General features: G+C 57.2%; 1 protein-coding gene. It reads left to right on the forward strand.

Going from position 1 to position 1,567, the window contains the following annotated elements:
* The first annotated feature begins 89 nt into the window (after nt 1–89).
* A complete protein-coding gene (locus tag AC3WWH_RS34725; RefSeq protein ID WP_057253229.1) occupies nt 90–1,259 on the forward strand; it encodes an IS110 family RNA-guided transposase in 1,170 nt (389 codons plus the stop codon).
* Nucleotides 1,260–1,567: the final 308 nt, after the last annotated feature.

The following is a 1,567-nucleotide window of genomic DNA, read 5'->3' on the forward strand; positions in this document are numbered from 1 at the left end:
TCGCCTATAGATCCCATGAGGAGTGAACAGCGGCCGGCGCTCTGGCAGAGTGAGGCTGCATCAAAGCGCTCGCTCAGGAGGAGTAGGTTATGAGAACTACGTCCGTTCACTCAGAAACGCCGACCGCCATCCGCACCGATCTTGGCGCAATTTTTGTGTCTTTGGAATTGAGCCGATCGAGCTGGCTCATCACTTCGCTGTCTCCAGGCAGCGGTGAGAAAATGTCAAAACACTCAATTGACAGTGGCGACATTCCCGAGCTGCGGCTTCGGTTTGCCCAGATACAGGAAAAGGCGCGGCTGCGAACGGGAAGAACGTTTCCGATCGTCACGATTCAGGAGGCGGGGTTGGACGGTTTTTGGATACACCGTGTGTTGGAAGCAAGCGGGATCGAGAGCTACGTTGTCGACGCGGCATCGATCGCGACGTCACGTCGGCGCCGGCGCGCAAAGACCGACAGGATTGATGGCCAAGCACTGGTCCGGGCACTCCTCGCGTTCAAGCGCGGTGAGCCGCGGGTATGCGCGATGGTAAAGGCGCCGAGTCACGAGGATGAAGATCGGCGCCGCATCTGCCGGGAGCGCAAAGTGCTCATTGCGGAACGGGTGAGGCATGTCAACCGCATCAAGGGGTTGCTCTTCGCCCAGGGTGTCAGCGGGTACGAACCTCTGCATAAGAACCGGCGCAATCGGCTCGAAGATCTCCAGACCGGAGACGGACGCGCGTTGCCGGTGCATATCAAGTCACAAATAATGCGTGAACTCGATCGGCTTGAGTTGTTGCTTGAACAGATCGCTGCGGTGGAGAGCGAGCGGAATTCCTTGCTATCTGTACATGAAGGCTCTGCGCATGGAACACCGGCGGCAATGCTGCTGGCCATCAGGGGTGTTGGAGCTGAGTTTGCCACCATTCTCTGGAGCGAGGGGCTATGCCGGCATTTCGACAATCGGCGACAGGTGGCTGCCTACGCAGGCTTAGCACCCACCCCTTGGCAGAGCGGAACCATCGATCAGGAACAAGGCATTTCCAAAACAGGCAATCCCCGATTGCGCACGACAATGATTCAGCTGGCCTGGTTATGGCTGCGCAACCAGCCGGGATCGGTGCTCAGCCGCTGGTTTGTGGATCGGGTCCAGTCAAATGGTGGACGTTTGAAGAAAACCGCGATCGTCGCACTAGCGCGCAAACTGCTGATCGCACTTTGGAGATACGTTACCGCAGGCGTCACCATTGAAGGCGTTGTGATGAAGACCGCCTAACGGCGGCCCTTAGCGAATCCAGAAATCCACCAGGGCTGATCAATCCTGGTGGATCCGGTGAACGAACCTCGTCGCAGTTTGGCTTAAAATGCCGCCCTATAGAATGGTTCCGTTCTCCTGAGCCTTGCCGCTACGCAAGCGGGATAGTGGTGCTGTCGAACATAACGGCGACCGAATGTGAGTTGGATCCGGCGACGGATGCGCGCCGGCTCATGCATGCTGGCTCAGACCACGGGTTTGCAAGAAATGGGAGAAAGAACGCTATGTATTGATGATCGATCTTGACGTCAAAATCCTCATGTGAGCTG

Source organism: Ensifer sp. EB106-03-01-XG145 (genome assembly GCF_058792075.1).

Excerpts from the sequence above, each read along its gene's own strand:
- AC3WWH_RS34725 (WP_057253229.1), top strand. The coding sequence starts at position 90 with ATGAGAACTACGTCCGTTCACTCAGAAACGCCGACCGCCATCCGCACC.